This window comes from Kiloniella laminariae DSM 19542 (genome assembly GCF_000374005.1).
Taxonomy (GTDB): Bacteria; Pseudomonadota; Alphaproteobacteria; order Kiloniellales; family Kiloniellaceae; genus Kiloniella; species Kiloniella laminariae.
Window position 1 is genome coordinate 219,945 of sequence record NZ_KB893167.1, and the last position, 19,099, is coordinate 239,043.

The 19,099-nt window shown below is 48.9% G+C and carries 20 protein-coding genes; 15 read left to right on the top strand and 5 right to left on the bottom strand.

Translation table 11 applies throughout. The features are described from left to right. The first annotated feature begins 30 nt into the window (after positions 1–30). The 5 genes from B152_RS0117575 (at position 31) to B152_RS0117595 (ending at position 3,325) form a co-directional block, all read left to right on the top strand. Positions 31–855: an inositol monophosphatase family protein gene (locus B152_RS0117575; protein WP_020593751.1), complete on the top strand. Its 825-nt coding sequence runs from the start codon at positions 31–33 to the stop codon at positions 853–855. Positions 856–975: 120 nt separating this feature from the next. Beyond that, a complete protein-coding gene (locus B152_RS0117580; RefSeq protein WP_020593752.1) occupies positions 976–1,305 on the top strand; it encodes an NIPSNAP family protein in 330 nt (109 codons plus the stop codon). Further along, a complete protein-coding gene (locus B152_RS0117585; RefSeq protein ID WP_020593753.1) occupies positions 1,302–1,646 on the top strand; it encodes an antibiotic biosynthesis monooxygenase family protein in 345 nt (114 codons plus the stop codon). Before B152_RS0117580 ends, B152_RS0117585 begins: the two co-directional genes overlap by 4 nt. A 195-nt stretch (positions 1,647–1,841) precedes the next feature. After that, positions 1,842–2,723, top strand: a complete 882-nt coding sequence (locus B152_RS0117590; protein WP_020593754.1) for an AEC family transporter — start codon at positions 1,842–1,844, stop codon at positions 2,721–2,723. A gap of 71 nt (positions 2,724–2,794) precedes the next feature. Continuing rightward, positions 2,795–3,325, top strand: a complete 531-nt coding sequence (locus B152_RS0117595; RefSeq protein ID WP_020593755.1) for a PAS domain-containing protein — start codon at positions 2,795–2,797, stop codon at positions 3,323–3,325. 2 nt (positions 3,326–3,327) lie between these two features. Here the strand turns inward: B152_RS0117595 and mazG are convergent, their stop codons facing one another. Continuing rightward, positions 3,328–4,140 (bottom strand): nucleoside triphosphate pyrophosphohydrolase, encoded by an 813-nt coding sequence (mazG, locus tag B152_RS0117600; RefSeq protein WP_020593756.1) that lies wholly within the window; start codon positions 4,138–4,140, stop codon positions 3,328–3,330. 338 nt (positions 4,141–4,478) lie between these two features. On the opposite strand from mazG, the gene B152_RS0117605 reads away from it, so the two are divergent. From B152_RS0117605 to B152_RS24230, 8 genes are all read left to right on the top strand, one after another. Continuing rightward, the gene (locus tag B152_RS0117605; RefSeq protein WP_169337434.1) at positions 4,479–6,467 is read left to right on the top strand and encodes a methyl-accepting chemotaxis protein; all 1,989 of its coding nucleotides are present in this window, start codon (positions 4,479–4,481) and stop codon (positions 6,465–6,467) included. Positions 6,468–6,951: 484 nt separating this feature from the next. After that, complete coding sequence (locus B152_RS0117615) at positions 6,952–8,316, top strand: substrate-binding protein (protein ID WP_026261673.1); 1,365 nt, start codon at positions 6,952–6,954, stop codon at positions 8,314–8,316. A gap of 136 nt (positions 8,317–8,452) precedes the next feature. After that, positions 8,453–9,469, top strand: coding sequence for a branched-chain amino acid ABC transporter permease (locus B152_RS0117620; protein WP_020593759.1), 1,017 nt, complete (start codon positions 8,453–8,455; stop codon positions 9,467–9,469). Positions 9,470–9,472: 3 nt separating this feature from the next. Further along, the gene (locus B152_RS24225) at positions 9,473–10,624 is read left to right on the top strand and encodes a branched-chain amino acid ABC transporter permease (RefSeq protein WP_033406791.1); all 1,152 of its coding nucleotides are present in this window, start codon (positions 9,473–9,475) and stop codon (positions 10,622–10,624) included. A 34-nt stretch (positions 10,625–10,658) separates the two neighbouring features. Further along, positions 10,659–11,414 carry an ABC transporter ATP-binding protein gene (locus B152_RS0117630; protein ID WP_020593761.1) on the top strand — a complete coding sequence of 252 codons (756 nt, stop codon included), beginning with the start codon at positions 10,659–10,661 and terminating at the stop codon, positions 11,412–11,414. Next, positions 11,411–12,160 carry an ABC transporter ATP-binding protein gene (locus tag B152_RS0117635; protein ID WP_020593762.1) on the top strand — a complete coding sequence of 250 codons (750 nt, stop codon included), beginning with the start codon at positions 11,411–11,413 and terminating at the stop codon, positions 12,158–12,160. Before B152_RS0117630 ends, B152_RS0117635 begins: the two co-directional genes overlap by 4 nt. Positions 12,161–12,336: 176 nt before the next feature. Beyond that, entirely contained in the window at positions 12,337–12,984 is a 648-nt protein-coding gene (locus B152_RS0117645; protein ID WP_020593763.1) for a LysE family translocator, read from the top strand. A gap of 63 nt (positions 12,985–13,047) precedes the next feature. Continuing rightward, complete coding sequence (locus tag B152_RS24230; protein WP_020593764.1) at positions 13,048–13,827, top strand: retropepsin-like aspartic protease family protein; 780 nt, start codon at positions 13,048–13,050, stop codon at positions 13,825–13,827. Positions 13,828–14,048: 221 nt separating this feature from the next. Here the strand turns inward: B152_RS24230 and B152_RS0117655 are convergent, their stop codons facing one another. Beyond that, a complete protein-coding gene (locus B152_RS0117655; protein WP_020593765.1) occupies positions 14,049–14,768 on the bottom strand; it encodes a helix-turn-helix transcriptional regulator in 720 nt (239 codons plus the stop codon). Positions 14,769–14,855: 87 nt separating this feature from the next. On the opposite strand from B152_RS0117655, the gene B152_RS0117660 reads away from it, so the two are divergent. Continuing rightward, the gene (locus B152_RS0117660) at positions 14,856–15,800 is read left to right on the top strand and encodes an alpha/beta fold hydrolase (protein ID WP_020593766.1); all 945 of its coding nucleotides are present in this window, start codon (positions 14,856–14,858) and stop codon (positions 15,798–15,800) included. A gap of 191 nt (positions 15,801–15,991) precedes the next feature. Here the strand turns inward: B152_RS0117660 and B152_RS0117665 are convergent, their stop codons facing one another. Continuing rightward, positions 15,992–16,261 carry a hypothetical protein gene (locus B152_RS0117665; protein ID WP_020593767.1) on the bottom strand — a complete coding sequence of 90 codons (270 nt, stop codon included), beginning with the start codon at positions 16,259–16,261 and terminating at the stop codon, positions 15,992–15,994. Between the two features lie 279 nt (positions 16,262–16,540). Here B152_RS0117665 and B152_RS0117670 point away from each other — a divergent pair, with 279 nt between their 5' ends. After that, positions 16,541–16,783 carry a CDGSH iron-sulfur domain-containing protein gene (locus B152_RS0117670; protein ID WP_020593768.1) on the top strand — a complete coding sequence of 81 codons (243 nt, stop codon included), beginning with the start codon at positions 16,541–16,543 and terminating at the stop codon, positions 16,781–16,783. A gap of 21 nt (positions 16,784–16,804) precedes the next feature. Here B152_RS0117670 and B152_RS24235 read toward each other — a convergent pair whose 3' ends face one another. Continuing rightward, the gene (locus tag B152_RS24235; RefSeq protein WP_020593769.1) at positions 16,805–17,908 is read right to left on the bottom strand and encodes a carbohydrate kinase family protein; all 1,104 of its coding nucleotides are present in this window, start codon (positions 17,906–17,908) and stop codon (positions 16,805–16,807) included. A gap of 86 nt (positions 17,909–17,994) precedes the next feature. Beyond that, positions 17,995–19,065 carry a class II fructose-bisphosphate aldolase gene (gene fbaA, locus B152_RS0117680; protein WP_026261674.1) on the bottom strand — a complete coding sequence of 357 codons (1,071 nt, stop codon included), beginning with the start codon at positions 19,063–19,065 and terminating at the stop codon, positions 17,995–17,997. Between the last annotated feature and the right edge of the window lie 34 nt (positions 19,066–19,099).

Genomic DNA, 19,099 nt, shown 5'->3' on the forward strand with positions numbered 1-19,099 from the left:
CACAACAACGCAATTTCCGTAGAAGAGCAGATGTTCATAAAACTTGATCAAATTCCTTCTTTTCTTAAAGATGTCGCCGAAACTGAAATCATGCCCCGCTTTCGCAATTTGGCGCAGGGGGAGGTGTTGCAGAAAAAAGGTGGTGAAACAGTTACCATTGCTGATCTGGAAGCGGAAAAACATCTGTCTCGTCTGCTGTTGAACCTTTTCCCTGGTAGCTATGTGATTGGTGAGGAAAAGGCGGCAGAACAACCTGGCCTTCTAAACAATTTACCGGATGAAAAGCTTGTTTGGGTAATTGACCCGATTGATGGCACCAATAACTTTGCCAGAGGCAGCGAAACCTTTCGAACCATGCTGGCTCTGTTATACCAGGGGGAAACGATTGCCGCCTGGATTTACGATCCAGTAAGGAACGTTCTGCTGGAGGCGCAAAAAGGAGAGGGAGCTCGACTTGACGGGCAAGCTCTTGTCTTGAGTATACCTTTTCCTCTGCAATCGTCTGATTGCATCGGCACATTACATGGGTCTGAAAATAGTGACCCTGTTCTGGCCAAAACAGTCGAGAGAAATCGGAATCAACTGAATGTTGTCAGGACGTTGCGCTGTGCCGGTGCTGATTATGAACGCTTGTCCTGTAGCGAGACCCACTTCGCCCTGTTTACCCGCTTGATGCCCTGGGATCACCTGCCGGGCATATTGATCCATCAGGAAGCCGGAGGCTATAGCGCCTGTCTCGATGGAGAAGCATACCGAGCAGATTCTTATGCCAAGGAAGGTCTGTTACTGGCACCAAACAGGCAGATCTGGACCGAAATCCGGGACGTTTTGGTGCCTGCCGTTCCCGGGAAATGAAATCTTTGGCCTTATGGCTTCCGGTGGCTAAATAAATCATGAATACTTCGTCCTGTGGCGAAGCATATTTCAGAGAAGGTCTGCTATAAAATTGTCTCTATAACCTAAGGAGATAATTTTATGATTACGTGTTTTATTCGCTATGAAATCGACCCTTATAAAAAGGATCAGTTTGATATCTATGCCAGAAACTGGGGGCAGGCTATTCCACAGTGCGGCGCCGACCTTATCGGTTATTACTCCCCTCATGAAGGTTCCGCAACCACAGCTTATGGGGTTTATAACATAAAGGACCTTGCCGAGTATGAAGCCTATCGTGCCCGGTTGATGGCCCATCCTCTTGGGAAAGAGAATTACGAGTTTGCCAAAGGTGAACGGTTTATTCTCAAGGAAGATCGCCTGTTTTTAAAGCTGGCATCGGCACCTCATACCCCGTTGAGGACAAAATGATTGCGGTTATTTTTGAAGTCTGGCCCGCAGCGGGGCAGCAGGAGGACTATCTTGGCCTGGCAGCGGCGTTGAAGGCAGATCTTGATGGAATGGACGGATTTATTTCCATTGAACGCTTTCAGAGCCTGACGACAGAAGGGAAGCTCCTTTCCCTGTCATTCTGGCGGGATGAACAGGCTGTCACCAACTGGCGTAATCACGGGAAGCATCGCGGTACACAGGGAAAAGGTCGTGCCGGGGTTTTTTCTGATTATCGCTTGCGGGTTGCCGAGGTGAAGCGGGATTACGGGATGTTTGAGAGAGAAGAGGCCCCCAAGGATTCCCGAAAAGTTTTTCCATGACTGGAAAAGCAAGCTGCTTCTGATCATTTCTCTTTTTATAAAAGAGTATAAAAAACCGGAAAGGATTTTTCTTTTCCGGTTTTTATTTTCAGATTCGTCTTTTCAGACTTTTCTTTGACAGGTCAAAGGATTACTGAAACTGTTGTCGTTGTCTCATCTTGCTTCTTGCCATTTTCAAACAGACTTGTGGATATTATGATCGCTGAAATTCTTGGAATTATTGCACCAGTACTCATTTGTATCGCGATTGGTTTCATCTGGGCAAAAGCCGGACGGAAATTTGATACGCCGATGGTCACTTTTCTGGTGACCTATTTCAGTACGCCAGCCCTTGTTTTCTATACACTTTCAACTGTCGATCTCTCTCTTGATGCTCTGTTTGCCATGGGGGGGGCCGCTGTTGCTGCCAATATCCTTTTCGCGGTACTTGGTGCAGCCTGTTTATCTATCGCAGGATTATCGCAAAGAACATTTCTCCAGTCACTGACCTGGCCGAATGTCGGCAATATTGGCCTGCCGCTTTGTCTGCTGGCTTTTGGCGAGGAAGGCCTGGCTCTGGCGATCGGTTTTTTCGCGGTTTATGTGGTGATCCAGCTTACAATCGGCGTTGCTTTTGTTTCCGGACAATTCACGGCAAAATCTCTGATCTCCATGCCGATTATTCCGGCAACGGTTATTGCCATGGTGATACTTGTCTGGGGGATATCGGTTCCGCAATGGATTTTAAGTACTACCAAACTTATCGGCGACCTAACCATTCCCCTGATGTTGATTACCCTGGGGGTCTCTCTGGCCAGTCTCAAGGTTGTCAACGTCACGCGTAGTATCTGGCTGGCTCTTTTTAGACTGGGTATTGGTTTCGCTGTTGGTCTCGCGGTCTCCTGGGGACTGGATCTTGAAGGCGTTGCAAGAGGCGTGGTTATCTTGCAGTGTGCTTTGCCCGTTGCCGTATTCTGTTATCTTTTTGCTCAACTCTATAATCGGCAGCCTGAAGAAGTTGCCAGCCTCGTGGTTATATCCACAACCCTGTCTATCGCAAGCTTGCCTGTTTTGATGTGGTATGTCCTCCAGGCCTAGGAAAAAGACCTAAAGGGTAATAACTGGACGAGGTTTATAAATTCCCCATTCGTGTGCAGGTTATTTAAATAGTGTTTAAGACCAAAGACATTCTGGATTGTTCCGAGACCGGGGCTGTTACCCGTCACTGGCTTTCCTTAAGCAAGATAGGTTCGGTTCCCAGTTTGGAGGACATGGATCCCGTCCGTTTCCCCAAGGCACTTCCTCATATATCTCTTTTTAAATACGATCCGGATGGCGATGATTATTACTGTCGTCTTGCCGGGGAGGATGTTTCAGATGCCCATGCCGAGAGAATGAAGGGCAAGTATCTTTCAGTGCTTTATCCGGATGAGCAGTTCAGAACAATCAGAACACACTGGAATTCTGTGCGCTCAAGGAAAGAAGCCCTGATCGTTTCTTGTGAACTTCACCACTCGGTTAAAATCATTCCCTCCCTGCATGTAATTCTGCCTCTGAAAGAAGCTGACAGGAGCGAGTTTATCATGAGCATTTCTGTCTATCGATATGATGTGGAATATTTTCATAAAGATGATGTCAGCAGAACCTATAGCTATAGCTATATTACGGATGAAATCAGACAGTTCCTTTTGAGCAGATAATTTTATTTCTGCTTTTGCTCCGACCAGATTTTTTCCATTTCTTCCAGGGACGTCTGCTCGATTTTTGAGCCTCTGTTTCTGAGAGCTTCCTCTACGGCCCGAAAACGCTGTTCGAACTTGGCATTGGTCCGTCGCAATGCTTTTTCCGGATCAAGATCGAGATGCCGGGCCAGATTAACAACGGAAAAAAGGACATCTCCCAGCTCATCTTCTGCGCGATCTTTCGATCCCTTGTTTTCCAACTCGTATTTCAGCTCTTCAATTTCTTCATGGATCTTGGCGATGACAGGGGTCAGGTCCGGCCAATCGAACCCGACTTTTGCGGCTCTTCTTTGCAATTTTACGGCCCGGGTCGCAGCGGGAAGGCCAATGGTTATGCCATCGAGGACGGACTCTTCCGGTGTGCCTTTTTTTGCCTCACGTTCTCTGGCCTTGATTTCTTCCCAGGCAACAATCTGTTCGTCAGCCGTTCTGTGAGAGGCCGATCCGTATACATGAGGGTGCCTTCCGATCATTTTTTCGGTAATGGCCTGGGCTATGGTGTCAAAATCAAACAGGTCTAACTCTTCGGCTATTTGGGCATGATAAATCACCTGAAGTAAAAGATCGCCGAGCTCATCTTTTAGATGAACATGATCTTTCCTTTCGATGGCGTCCGCTACTTCGTAAGCCTCTTCTATGGTATAGGGCGCAATCGTCTCAAAGGTCTGTTCTATATCCCAGGGACACCCGCCATCAGGAGATCTGAGATCCCGCATCAAATCAATGAGGCGATCAATGCCTCTTCTGGCCGGATCCGGAATAGCTTTGCTCATCTGTTGGTCCTGTCGGTCTCTTGTTTACCTGAATTCTTCATAAGATCTATCAGAAGCTTTTGATTGTTTAAAGAAACTCCGAAAGGAAAACAGTCGGACTTCTGTCTTATCCCGTTTGCGCACGTGGAAATTTACATCTTTTTAATACCAGTCCTTTAAATTCCATAGCGCACCTGAAACGAGAGAACTCGGGTTCAAGAGATGAGTAATCAATCCAGTGCAGGCTCCTTTGCAGGAAAATGGAACAGACAATGTTAAAAAAGCTTTCCCTCAGTGCCAAACTTACACTTACGAGTGCAGTTATCGTTGTCATTTGTTTGACAATAAGCATTGTTCTGATGGCCCGTACAACGGAAAATACCGTGCGGGACCTGACACTTGACCAAGCGCGAGCTATCGGAAAGGCCGAGGCAACAGAAGTTCAGCGCCAACTCGATATTGGTATGACCGTCGCCCACTCCCTGACTCAGGCATTTGTGGGAATGCGGGCAAAAGGCGTCACCGACAGGGCCGCCTATGATGAAGTTCTGAAGCAGACTTTAATTGAAAACCCGGTTCTGGCTGGAGCCTGGGCGGGTTATGAGCCCAATGCACTGGACGGTAAAGATAGCGAATATGTTACGGAAAAAAATCAGAGCGGTCGTTATCTGACCTATTACTACAACTTTGGAAAGGGAGTTCTTCCTTCCACTATCGGGGCTTATGAAGAAGATCCAAACACTCCCGAGACAGACTGGTATTATTTACCCGTGCGGACAAAAAAACCCGCCGTTGTGGACCCTATCGGTTATGATATCGAGGGCAATATTGTCACGCTAACGTCGTTTGTTTATCCCATTCTTGATGAGAATGACAAGGTACTCGGTGTTGTCGGTGTCGACATGAACCTTAACGACATGGCGGCTTCCTTTAACAAGTTAACCCCTTTCGAAAGCGGTTCGGTTAACCTGGTATCCAACAATGGCCAGTGGGTGGCACATAGTGACCCCGAGTTGTTGGGCAAACCTTTAAATCCGGAGAAAGAGCTGTTTACGACTGCTCTGCCGTTGATTGAGGAGGGTAAATCCCTGGAGGGGGAAGACGAAGATCTTTATCGTCTGTTTATTCCTGTCAATGTCAGGGATACACATGCTCCCTGGTCTGTTCTGGTTAATGTGCCGATTGGTAAACTTACTGAAAAAGCTGTTGTCATGCAGCAATTTACTGTGATTGGTGGCGTAATATTACTGATTGTTCTTAATGTTGCTCTGCTGATTATCGTTCGGATCATGATCCGCAATCCTCTGCAGAAGTCCATGTCTGTGATTGAGGCTTTGATGGCCGGAAATTACAAAGTTGAAGTGAGTGGGCAGGATCGGGGAGACGAAATCGGCGACATTAACCGGGCACTCGAGCAATTCAAGGGAAATGCCGAGCAGGTACACCGTATGGAGGAAGAAAAACTTCTGGCGGAACAAAAAGCTTCTGAAGATCGGCATACTGCGCGTATGAGCATGGCCAATGACTTTGAGGCATCGGTTGGAAAAATTATCTCTTCAGTATCATCTTCTGCAAACGGTATGCGAACAACGGCACAGAATATGGCTGGTGCGGCTAATCAATCGTCCAATCAGGCATCGGTTGTCACTGAAGCTGCAGAAGCGGCATCTGTAAATGTGCAGTCGGTGGCGGCTGCGACGGAAGAGCTTTCTGCATCTATTAACGAAATCAGTTCCCAGGTACAGAAGTCTGCAGATATTGCAAGTAATGCAGTCGAGGAAACGTCCCGAACCAACCAAAAAGTTGAGGGTTTGGCTGCTGCGGCTGACAGGATTGGTGAAGTCGTCAAGCTGATTAATGATATTGCAGAGCAGACCAATCTTCTGGCGCTGAACGCAACGATTGAAGCCGCACGCGCAGGTGAGGCGGGTAAAGGCTTTGCCGTGGTGGCGTCTGAAGTGAAGTCACTGGCAAACCAGACGGCTAAAGCTACAGAGGAAATTTCTGGACAGATTACCTCTATCCAGAATGAAACCCGTGAAACAGTTGATGCAATCCACAGTATCTCGACGACAATTGATTCCATCCATGAAGTCGCCACGGCTATTGCCTCAGCCGTAGAAGAACAGGGAGCTGCAACCGCTGAAATTACCAAATCAGTACAGCAGGCAGCAAACGGGACTGATCAGGTGACATCAAATATTGTTCAGGTTCGGGAAGCTGCCAATACAACAGGATCTGTAGCAGAAGAGGTACAAAACTCTGCAGCAAGTCTGGCCCAGGAAGCCTTGCAACTGGAAGAGCAGGTTCATGAGTTCCTGAGGCGACTGAGAACTGCACAGTCATAAAAACTGTTCTGACTTAACAACCTTCAAATCCCCGAAGCAGCTGAATGCTTCGGGGATTTTTTTTGCCTTTTACAAATTATCTTTAATGATTTTTATGATGTAAAATTATTTACTGATGTTTTTATCGAAGACAAAGCTCTGTTGCTTGAGTTTTTAAAGGGGCAGATATTTTCAGCACAACGGCAAGAACAAAAACAAGAATGCCGTCTGTGATATCGGGTTCGTTAATGCAAGCAATGGGGACTTATCTGCCGAATTTTAATCCTGACAAATTTCTAGAAAAGATCAGGAACGCAGATCAGGGCCGGGGACTGAGAGAAACAGATCATCCGCCGTCTCCCGGGAAATGAATGTCTCAAGGATCACTCTTGATCCTGGTGCCTTTCTGGCTAACGAAACCCGATCATGGAACAAGATGCTCAGGGAGTATCCACGGGCATTTGATATTGAACAGAATGAGCGAATTCTTGGGAGACGCACAAACATGACCGATAATTCAAATAAAAAATTTCATCTTTCTCGCCGCCGGCTTCTTACGGGTGCGGCTGCGGTGGGTGCCGGGGCAGCCATGTTTGGCGGATCCCCCATGGGCTTTGTCAAAGGGGCCTGGGCAGCAAATTTCAGAAATGACCCCGGTAACAATTCTTTTGTGAAGTTTGGCTTTAATGTCCCTCAAACCGGTGCTTATGCCGATGAAGGGGCCGATGAACTCCGGGCTTATTATCTTGCTGTAAAACACCTGAATGGCGAAGGTGATGGCGGTATGCTGACAACCATGCAGCCTAGTTCATTGAAGGGAAATGGTATTCTTGGCAAGAAGGTCGAGTATGTCACGGGTGATACCCAGACCAAATCTGATGCAGCGCGCGCTTCGGCCAAGCGGATGATTGAAAAAGAGGGTGTGACCATGTTCTCCGGTGGATCTTCCTCCGGTGTTGCAGTGGCAACCCAGTCCCTGGCCCAGGAAATGGGTGTGATCTTTATGTGTGGGCTGACCCACTCGAATGACACAACAGGTAAAGACAAGCGTCGTTATGGCTTCCGCCACTTCTTCAACGCCTATATGTCCGGGGCGGCCCTTGGTCCGGTTCTGAAAGATGAAATGGGCACAGATCGCCGCGCGTATCATCTGACAGCTGACTACACCTGGGGCTGGACCCAGGAAGAGTCGATCAAGAACACAACAGAAGCATTGGGTTGGGAAACCGTAAACGCAGTGCGTACGCCGGTTGGTGCTGGGGATTTCTCTCAGTATATCACGCCAGTTCTGAATTCTGGTGCCGATGTCCTGATCCTGAACCACTATGGTAAGGACATGATCAACTCCCTGACCCAGGCAATCCAGTTTGGCCTGAGAGACAAACAGGTGAACGGCAAGAATTTTGAAATTGTTGTTCCTCTCTTCTCTCGTCTGATGGCGCAGGGTGCTGGCGAGAACATCAAAGGAATTCTGGGAACCACTAACTGGAACTGGTCCTTGCAGGATGCCGGATCACAGGCTTTTGTGAAGTCCTTTGGTCAGGAGTATGGTTTCCCGCCATCACAGGCTGCTCATACCTGTTATGTTCAGACACTGCTTTATGCAAATGCTTGTGAAATGGCCGGGACTTTCTATCCGCCAGAAGTTATCAAGGCTCTGGAAGGTTTTGAGTTCGATGGTATGGGCAATGGTCCAACTGAATATCGAGCCGCTGATCACCAGTGTTTCAAGGATGTTCTGGTCGTACGGGGTAACGAAAATCCAACCACCCAGTTTGATCTGCTGAATGTTGTCCAGCAGGTTCCACGGGCTCAGGTTGAATACGATCCTGCCATTTTTGGCGGTGACTTAGGCCCATACGAGGTCTGATTCAATAGGCATGGACCGGGTGCTGTACCAGCCCGGTCCACCCTTACTGATGATTTTAGAAACAAGATGCTTGTCCGGTCGACAGTGAGCCTTCTCCTGTACTGGCGACATCAAAACCAGCAGCGAAATTAAAAACATGGATGCACTTGTACTGCAACTCCTGAACGGGCTCGACAAAGGGGGCGCTTATGCCCTGATTGCCCTAGGACTGACCCTGATTTTCGGAACTTTGGGGGTCGTAAATTTTGCCCATGGGGCTCTTTTTATGCTCGGCGCTTTTTGTGCCGTAGCAATGAAGCAGCTTCTGACACTTTCCAAACTGGTCAAAGACGAAAGCATCACCTTTTTTGACGCTTTCAAGGAAGAGCCCTATCTCAAGATATGGTTTGGGGATACCGGGGCGATTATTATTGATTACGCTGTACCAATTTCGATCCTGCTGGCCATACCGGTCATGTTGTTAATTGGCTTGGCGCTTGAGCGTGGCTTGATCAGGTTTTTTTACAAGCGAACCCATGCCGAACAGATCCTCGTGACCTTTGGTATGGCGATTGTTCTGCAAGAGATTGTCAAGGCGATGTTCGGGGCCAACCCGGTACCGATGCCACCGCCCGAAATTTTCGCCGGGTCAGCCGATATTGGATCTTTCCTGGGGCTTGGCAACTCTGTGGTCTATCCCTGGTGGCGTCTTGTGTATCTCGGCTTTGCCGGAATTGTAATCGCGGGTGTTTTCTCCTTCCTACAGTTTACGACCTTTGGAATGGTGGTTCGGGCCGGGATGCAGGACAGAGAAACTGTCGGCTTGCTCGGAATTGATATCGAACGGCGCTTTACCATTGTCTTTGGTCTGGCAGCAGTTGTTTCGGGGCTTGCCGGAGTTATGTACACCCCGATTGTGCCACCGGACTATCATATGGGCATGGATTTTCTTGTTCTTTCATTTGTGGTCGTTGTCGTTGGCGGTATGGGGTCACTGACCGGAGCTGTTGCAGCAGGTTTCCTGCTGGGAATTCTTCAGTCTTTTGCCTCGATGAACGAAATCACCTCTATTCTCCCTGGTATTGACCAGATCATTATTTTCCTTGTTGCGGTTGTCATTCTGCTGGTTCGTCCCCGTGGTCTGATGGGCCGAAAAGGCGTAATGGAGTCCTAAATCATGATTACAGCTACGCCACGTAATGACTTGTTGTTAATGGTGTTCTTCGCCATTGCCATTCTCACCATGCCGATCTGGCTGTCTCCGATTGGGGCTGCCTATCCCGATCTTTTACAACGTTTTGCAATTTACGGGATTTTTGCGATTGGCTTTAACCTGCTGTTTGGCCTGACCGGGTATCTTTCCTTCGGCCATGCTGCTTTTCTCGGTGTCGGTTCCTATACTGCCGTCTGGTCGTTTAAACTGCTCAGCATGAGTGTGGTCCCCGCCGTACTTTTCGGGGTCATTACCTCGGGACTTTTTGCCGTTGTCATCGGCTATATCAGCCTCAGACGTTCCGGCATCTATTTTTCCATCCTCACACTGGCTTTTGCCCAGATGTCCTACAACCTGGCTTATTCTGTCCTGACGCCAATTACCAACGGCGAAACCGGACTGCAGCTGGCGCAGGAAGATCCCCGGGTTTTTGATAATCTTTTTGGTACAGCAATGGAAAGCGGCAGCGGTATCCCGCCGACCAATCTTTTTGGTTTGGAAATGAGCGGCTATTCCGGTTTCTATTTCTGTGCTGTCCTGATGATTATCGGATTTTATATCTCCATGCGGATTACCCGTTCCCCCTTCGGGATGATGCTCAAGGCGGTCAAGTCCAACCAGAACCGCATGAGTTATACAGGCCTGAATACCCGACCATATACACTGGCTGCCTTTGTTATTTCCGGAATGTACGCCGGGCTTGCAGGTTCGCTTCTGGCGGTCACAGATCCGCTGGCAGGGGCCGAGAGAATGCAGTGGACGGCTTCGGGAGAAGTGGTGTTGATGACTATCCTCGGCGGTGTTGGAACCTTGATGGGACCTGTCATCGGGGCAGGGGTGATCAAGTATTTCGAGAATATTTTCTCGGCCTTTAATGATGATGCCCTGCACGAGATCTTCTCTTTTCTTCCGGATGTGCTTCAGGACGGCGTTGTTGCCGTTGTTGGCCTCTTTGTCGGAGAGGGGTGGCATCTGACGCTCGGCGCCCTGTTTGTTATTGTCGTCGTTTTCCTGCCGGGTGGAATCATGGAAGGCATCGGTCGCCTGTCACGTGTTTTTTCCCAAAAGAAAACAATAGAACCCACCGTGAAAACCCGGGCACAACCAGGTGAATAGCCAAAAGAGAAAATTCAAATAAAGAGAGAATGTCATGGGTATTCTTGAAGTTCGCGATGTTAACAAGAGCTTTGGTGGTTTGCAGGCCCTGAATAATGTTCAGCTGAATGTTGAAGAAGGCTCTGTTCACGCCATTATCGGCCCCAACGGAGCTGGAAAATCCACTTTCCTGAATTGCCTGGTCGGAAGGCTCACCCCCGATACCGGGAGCGTCACCTTCAACGGCGGATCTCTACTGGGGATTACGCCGCATGAAATCAACCAGGCTGGTGTGGCCAGGGTGTTTCAGACCCCGGAAATTTTCGGTGATCTGAGCCTGTTGGATAACGTTATTATTCCAACATTTGCCACCCGAGACGGCTCCTTTACCCTGAATGCCTGGAAGCGGGCGGATCAGGACTGGGAAGTTCGGGAAAAAGCTGAACATATGCTTGAAGATGTGGGATTGATCGAAAAGAAAGATGCCATTGCGGGCAGCCTTTCGCGGGGGGACAAACGTCGCCTTGAGTTGGCCATGTGTTTGGTACAAAACCCGAAGCTGCTGCTGCTTGATGAGCCAACCGCGGGCATGTCCCGCGCAGATACCAATAATACAATCGACCTGCTGAAGCGTATCGGCAAGCGGGGGATTACCAAGATCATTATCGAGCACGATATGCATGTGGTCTTTTCGCTTGCCAACAAGGTCAGTGTCATGGCGCAGGGCACCGTAATTGCCGAGGGACTGCCCGAGGATATCAAGGGAGACCCTCGTGTGCAGGAAGCTTATCTGGGGGGAGCCCACCTATGAGTATGACCCGCGTTGAACCCGTTACCAACAAGGGCGGAGCCCCTTCCTTTTTCTCGGCCTGGGACCTGCATGCCTATTACGGGGAAAGTTATATCGTTCAGGGGGTAAGCTTTGATATTCGCGAAGGCGAAATCCTGGCACTCCTGGGGCGTAATGGTGCTGGTAAAACCTCGACCCTTCGGGCAATTGCCCGAACAGCAGATCCCATGTTGACTCACGGAGAGATCTGGCTGGACCATAAACCGCTGCATTCCATGAAATCCTTTGAGGCAGCAAGGAATGGTGTCGGGCTTGTACCAGAAGATCGCAGAATTATTCCTGGTCTGACGGTCGAGGAAAACCTGCAACTCGCGCAGATATCAGAACCTGTCGGCTGGACGATTGAAAGAATTTACGATCATTTTCCCCGTTTGGCAGAGCGACGTAACCAGGAGGGAATAACCATGTCCGGGGGGGAGCAACAGATGTTGGCTGTTGCCCGGGCATTGGCGCGGGATGTCAAACTGCTGTTGCTGGATGAGCCTTATGAAGGCCTCGCGCCAGTGATTGTACACGAAATTGAAAGCATCCTTCGTGAGATCAAATCACATGGCCTGACCACGATTATTGTGGAGCAGAACGCTATTGCAGCGCTCAATCTGGCAGACCGTGCCATCATTCTTGATATGGGGCAGGTGGTGTTTGATGGTACGGCCCAGGAAGTGCTGGATGACGCCGGGCTGCGACAGGAATATTTGGCCATATAATCACTGGGTTATATCACCAGGCTTTGATTCACTTGCACGACTTGAAAGGGAGTTTTTAAACTCCCTTTTTTTACGACAACAGTATCATTCCTACTGATCAGGAATGTTCTTTCTGTTCTTTCTTGCCTCTTTCCCCAAAGGTCTGACATGATTTGAACAGAGCAGGGGAGTTGAGCATGACAGAAATAATCGCAATTTTCAGTATTCTTGGCGTTATTGCCATCGGAGCGATCACGCCTGGCCCCAGCTTTATTCTTGTTGCCCAGATCTCTTTATCCCGTTCACGGAACCATGGTATCGCCGCTGCCGCGGGTATGGGGGCTGGAGCAATTCTGTTTGCTATACTTGCTCTTCTCGGGCTGCAGATGATCTTTATCGAAATTGACTGGCTCTATGCTGCTTTCAAGATCTTTGGCGGTCTCTATCTGGTTTATCTCGGGATCCGGATCTGGCGAGGGGCAAAAAACAGCCTTGTGTCTGTAGATACAGCCGGGTGTGAGGTCGGGATCAGCCAAGAAACAGCAGAAAAAACCACTTGTTTTCGCGCCTTTGTCCATGCCTTTATGACCCAGATCAGCAACCCAAAGGCGGCGATCATCTATAGCGGAGTTTTTGCTGTATTCCTGCCAAGCGAGACATCTTTCTGGTTTCCGCTGGTGCTTTTACCAGCAATCATGCTGCTTGAGACAAGCTGGTATATTGTTGTTGCCTGTGCCCTGTCGGCACCGGTTTCTCGCACTATCTATCTGCGGGCAAAAACTGGGATTGATCGTGTTGCCGGTAGCCTGATGGGGTTACTTGGCCTCAAGCTGATGACAAGCTAGCCCAGAGTTAGTCTGTTTGTGTTTCGCTGCTATCTTACTCTGTTAATCTGGATGATATTCACCATGTCAGAACGCCCGGGCAATCCTTTTCCAAACAACAATAAAAAAGATCGAAAAGTAATTGAAAAAAAAGGAATATCACCTTTTCTACTTGTCCTGATTCTCTTGGTATTAACTGCCGTCGGGCTTTATTTTCTTGCGGAGAGTTTTCCCGCGACCTTAACCAACGAAGACAACCAGATTGATCTGGTCAGGCTGCTGGCAATCCTTCTGTTGATTATGTCCTCGGCAGTTGGCCTGCGCCGCATCAGCGTTGCAACTTTGCCCAGATACTTGCGGGACATCGCGATCTGGGTCTGTATCTTTGCCGTGCTGTTACTGGGGTATAGCTACAGGGATCTTTTCAGTGACGCCGGGCAACGCATGTCTTCTGTGCTTTTGCCAGGTCAGGCCCATGTTACAGATCATGGAGAGCTGGTTTTTTCCAGATCCCGAGATGGCCATTTTTATATTGATGCCACGGCAGATGGTACAGCGGTACGTTTTCTGGTTGATACTGGCGCAAGCAGTCTGGTGCTCAGTCCATCAGACGCCGACAGGCTGGGGTTCGATTTTAACCAGCTGCTGTTCAACCAGACCTTCGAGACAGCCAACGGCACGGGCAGGGGCGCCAGAGCTCAACTGGGCAGCATGACCCTTGGAACTGCTACCTTTGAAAGCATTCCTGTCTCGATCAATGAAGCCCCAATGTCGACGTCTTTGCTCGGCATGTCGTTCCTCAAACGCCTGCACAGTTTCGAATTCCAGGGAGATCAATTAATCTTACGTGTTGATGGGGGATGAAATGGAAGCCGTTACGGAAACAAAACTACGGTGTCCCGGGGGACAAAATTAATTGAATTTTGCATAGAGATAATTCGCATAATTTATATTATGGAAAATATTTTCCTATAGACATTACAAACTAGTCGGCACCGCAGCGAATGTTGAGTTTATGGAAGTAAAGCAGATTGTCATTGTATTTCCAGTCGCAACCACCCGCGCGCAAAGAGAAATTAAAAGAGTCAGAAAGGTGAAAGTTGAATTGGGCGGACGTTATCCTCGAATGGTACATGCCGTCTCCGAAATGTTGTGTCCTGGACGTATTCCGGTCTGCTGATCCGGTCCATACGAAAATGCCGGAAGTCTTTACGTATAGGATCCCAAGCCACTAAATACCATAGTGGTGGCAGGATCAGCATCGCTTGTGGCTCAACGGTTCGGATGGTTACGCTCCCTTTTGCGTCGCGGTACTGGAATCTCAGATGTTGCCGTTGGAGAAAAGCTGTCTCGAAGGCAGGTAAAAGCGCCGGGTCCATTGTTCCCATGTCGGATATGTCGACCTGTGGTGAGAGCTGTCCGACGTACAGGCAATCCAGAAAGCGTCGCAAATCGCGTACCTTGTCAGAGGGCAAGGCTTTTTCGATTTTGGCAAGTCCGGCATCTGCGAGGTCCGAAAATGGTAGATTTCCGGCGGCCCGCATGGACGCCACGCTGATAAGCAGTGCAAATACTTCCGCGACCGAAAGCCGCGTTGTGGTCTGAAGCGACTGCGGGTCGAGTTGCAGGCCGCCGCCGCGTCCAGGTTCCGAATGAATGACAAAACCCTCATCCCGCAATACGCTGATGTCACGCAATACGGTGCGTCTGGACGCGCCAACCTCCTCGGCCAAGGCGGCGACTGTCGAAGTGCCGTTGCGCCGAAGTCTGCGTACGATAACGTCATGTCGGAGACGAGGTTTCATTTTGCAAGGCTATCCTTCTATGGTGACAGAATTTGGCACCATTGCAAATTAGGTACCCATTGAACATGCCTAAAAGGAGATATTGTTATGTTTAGCCCCATCGATTTTCCCAAACCCACCTCTATCGCTGTCAATGGTATCGAACTCGAAGTCTTTGAAGCAGGACGAAAAAATGGAGGAAATCCGATTGTTCTCTGCCACGGTTGGCCAGAACATGCCTTTTCTTGGCGGTACCAGATACCCGCTCTCGCCGCAGCAGGCTATCATGTGATTGCCCCAAACCAGCGGGGGTATGGCAACTCATCCCGTCCGACGGAAGTAACAGCCTATGACCTTGAACACTTGTCGGGTGATCTGATCGCACTTCTCGATTACTATGGATACCAAGACGCGATCTTTGTCGGTCATGATTGGGGTGCCAGTGTCGTTTGGGGGATGGCCTTGTTACATCCAGAACGGGTGAGCAAAATCATAAATCTTGCCTTGCCTTACCAAGCACGTACTGAAAAACCTTGGATCGAGTTCATGGAAGAATTTCTTGGCGACGACTACTATTTCGTTCACTTTAACCGACAGCCGGGTATTGCGGATGCAGTGCTGGATGAAAATATTTATCAGTTCCTTCGCAATATGTTCCGTAAAAATGTCCCTCCTGCACCACCAAAGCCAGGTATGATGATGATCGATCTCGCCAGAGCAGAAGCTCCACTTGGCCAACCTCTTATGAATGATGACGAACTGGCTGTTTTCGTTTCCGCCTTCGAGAAAACAGGATTCACAAGCAGTATAAATTGGTACAGGAACCTTGATCGCAACTGGCAAATCTTAGCGGATGTTAACCCAATCATTCAAAAACCTGCTCTCATGATTTACGGAGATCGTGATTTAATCCCGAAATCTGAAAATCTAACTGATTTCGTTCCCAAAATTGACGTGGTAAGCCTAGATTGTGGTCATTGCATCCAGCAAGAGAAGCCGGAAGAAACAAATGAAGCGATCCTGAGCTGGTTGCAAAAACAGGCTGAAATTTAGTCCCATTCTACAGAGCTGTGGGCAGCAAGCATCATTGTTCCCAAACAGAGATGTGAAATGCACTAACCTGACTGAACCTTGTATTTCATAATCTCCGGGAAAAATAGATCAGAGAAAAATCAAGTCAGAGGATAACACTGTTATCCTCTGACTTGGATTAAACGCCAAAAATGAATGGAGATTGTGTCTCCCTAGGGGGAAACGGTGTGATCTTGAAATTGATCACCATATTTGTGGTCGGCCCATTTGGCCAAAACGATTCCTCCAATTGCAACAACAGCAGCAATAACTGCTGATGTAAGGAGAGGCTCCAATAGTAACTGAGTATTATTTCCCAGACTCGGCACAAGACTGGCAAATGCGCTGGCTGCAAAAATTGTTGCCAACAGAGTTCCAATTCGGCTTAAAACCCAGCCGGAAGACTTAAGTATCACTGGTAAATACGCTGTTTTCTTACTCATGATACAACCACCTTTCTCTGTAGCTGAAGAAGGTACCTTACTGGAGATCAGTTCGCTTTTCAATCTTCTACTCAAAAAAGTCACAGCTTTGGGGTAAATATCTACCGATTATTTCTTATGATGATTTCTTCCTTACCTATGGTAATTAATTGAAATATATTGAATATTTATAAATGTAAGCAATGAATTTTAATATTCTTCTTTTGGGTGTTTTAATGATAAAATATCTAAAAAATTCAATTGTTTGTTAAAAAGCAATACAAGTAATAGGAGAAATTTATGGAAACCCCTGTTGTTGCAGAGGCTGCTCCTGCGATTGTTGATCTGGTCGAAGGAAAAACTTATTTCTGGTGTGCCTGTGGGCGCTCTAAAAAACAACCCTTTTGCGACGGTAGCCACAAAGGCACTTCTTTTCAGCCAGTTTCTTTTACCGCGGACAAAAGCAAAAAACACTTTCTTTGCCAATGTAAACACAGCACAAAGAAGCCCTTCTGTGATGGCAGTCACAAACATCTGCTGTAAAATCTACGCTAGACGGGGTATTCAGTTTTTGGCCGGATAGCGATTGAATTTACCCCAATCAGACTTGGGTATCCGTTGTAGAATCTCGTCTTTGCCAAGCAGGCCGGACTGGGTATCCATAACCGAAACAACTGATGCCGCGTTGATAGCAGCTGCTTTCAGGGCTGTTTCATCCCCCTGCCCCACGGCAATAAAGGCAGAGAAGGTCGAGGCAAAGGAATCTCCGGCCCCGGCCGTCCCCATTACCCTGGCTTTTTGCGCAGGACAGAAAACGATCTCCTGATCGGTTCCAAGATAAGCGCCTTCCTTGCCATTCGTGACCAGCACCTGTTTGGGGCCAAACTGGGTAATGGTCGAGACGAAACCCTCCAGAGACAGACGTGCACCGGGTATACCAACCCCTTTCTTGAGAAGTTCAGGAAGATTTTTTTCGTTTGAATAGGCACAGCAGCCGGTAAAATCCTGTTCCGATTTTGCCGAGACAAAGGGTAACAGACGGGCAGCTTCAACCTCGTTGAGAACCAGCACGTCTATATGGGCAAGAGAATCCCAGAATGACTGGGTTCGCGAGGTCAATTGACGTATTCCCGGGTTGGCCACGACGAGACTGCCAGCTTCTTTTGCCAGGCGAACGATCTTTGGAAAACAATCTGCCGATGCGCCACTGAGACCTGTAACATAGGTAAGGCCGACATCGGCAAACATCTCTGGCGTAATTTCATCGGGTGTAAGTAGGGTATTGGCACCACGGGCGACAAAGATTGTCGGATTGCGGACGTGGGAAGAAACCATAACTGCGCAACCCGTCGGCAGTTCAGAGCCGTTAATCACCCACTTGCTGTCAATACCTGTTTGTTCCAGACGTTTGAGTACCATCTGGCCTTCGATATCATCGCCAAGCTTGACGACACAAGATATATCGAGGCCGAGTTTGGCCATAGAGACAGAGGCATTGATGGCACCGCCACCGGTGTGGGTTTCAATCGTTTCCGCCTCAACCTTCTTGCCTTCCTCGAGCAAAAGAAAGTTGGTGATGGCGTTGTGCATTGTCATGCGTTCGATTTCATCATCCGAAACCGAAGCGATGATGTCTACCGTTGCCCCACCCAGTGCCAGTGCCTTCATTATTATTACCCTGCCTTAAACAATTGCTCCCGAACCCAGAGAACCCAGGTTCTGGTCATTATTCTGCTTGCTGTCGCCTCGCCAGATTAACTGGCGAGGGTTTTCCCGGGAGAGCCGAGCACAGTAAAGATTTCATCCAGTTTTGCCCCAAGGCCTTTTTCTGCCTGCCGCATCCACTTGCGTGGATCATAGGCACTTTTCAGCGGTTTTCCGGTTTCCGGGTCAATCTGGGCCAGAAAGGCGTTCTGGTTGGCATTAACATAGGCACCGACGGGTTCAGAATAGGCGTACTGGAGGTCCGTATCGACGTTCATTTTGAAGACGCCATAAGACACGGCTTCACGAATTTCTTCTGCAGAAGAACCTGAGCCGCCATGGAAAACCAGATCCAGAGCATTTTCATCGAGATCAAAACGCTGTGATGCAAGAGCCTGGGAATCCTTGAGGATCACAGGGCGTAGCTTGACGTTGCCGGGCTTGTAGACACCATGAACGTTGCCGAAAGAGGCCGCGATAGAGAAATGCCCCAGTGGACTCAAGCGTTTGTAGGCCAAAGCAACGTCTTCTGGTTGGGTGTAAAGTTTGGGATTGTCGGCACCGGTATGTTCCGTGCCGACACCGTCTTCCTCGCCACCAGTCACACCGAGCTCGATTTCCAGGCTCATATCCAGCGGTGCCATCTTTTCCATGTAGCTGGCACAGGTCTCAATGTTTTCCTCGATTGGCTCTTCAGAGAGGTCGATCATGTGAGAGGTATAAAGCGGTTTCCCTGTTTCTGCGCGGAATTTGGTGCCCTCTTCAAGCAATCCGTCAATCCAGGGCAAGAGACCGCGATTGGCGTGATCGGTATGGAGGACAACACAGACCCCATATCCTTCGGCCATCAGGTGAACATGCCGGGCAAGGGAAACTGCGCCCAGAACTTTGCCTTTCATGCCATCGGGGTAAGCCGGGCCACCAAAGAAAGCAGCGCCACCGTTCGAGACCTGGATAATTACATCGGACTTGTTACGCGCTGCGGCTTCAAGTACGGCGTTGACGGTGCTGCTGCTGGTTACATTGATAGCGGGAAGTGCATAATTCCCTGCTTTACAAGCCTGCACCAGTTTCTCGTAATCCTTACCGGTGACCACACCGGGGCGAAGTTTTTCGGACACCGCCGTTCCTCCCTCTTGTCGTATTTCATCTCTG